General features: G+C 68.1%; 1 protein-coding gene. It reads left to right on the top strand.

The annotated features are described in order from the left end of the window. On the top strand, positions 1–420 hold a 420-nt coding region (locus JHD82_RS29080), incomplete at both ends, for a CoA transferase (protein WP_374191680.1).

Raw genomic sequence — 420 nt, 5'->3', positions numbered from 1 at the left:
AGCCGAGACCGTCCACCGCGCTTGCCGGGCTCAAGGTGCTGGACCTGACGCGGGTGCGGGCCGGGCCGACCTGCGTGCGCGTCTTTGCCGATTTCGGGGCCGACGTGATCAAGGTCGAGAGCCCGCCGGGGCTCGATCCCAACGAGAACATGAGCGGGCCGCGCCTCGGCTACGACATGCAGAACCTGCATCGCAACAAGCGCTCGCTGGCGCTGAACCTGAAGACGCCCGAGGGCAAGGCGATCCTGATGAAGCTCGTCGACGAGGCCGATCTCGTCGTCGAGAACTTCCGGCCCGACGTGAAGGAGCGGCTCGGGCTCGATTTCGAGACGCTGCATGCGCGCAATCCGCGCCTGATCCTGGTCTCGATCTCCGGGTTCGGCCAGTCCGGCCCGTACCGGACGCGCGCCGGCTTCGACC

This window comes from Delftia sp. ASV31 (assembly GCF_016428765.1).
GTDB classification, from domain to species: Bacteria; Pseudomonadota; Gammaproteobacteria; order Burkholderiales; family Burkholderiaceae_C; genus Comamonas; species Comamonas acidovorans.
Note: the sequence above shows the minus strand (reverse complement) of the source record. Positions and strands in the feature narration are given on the sequence as shown.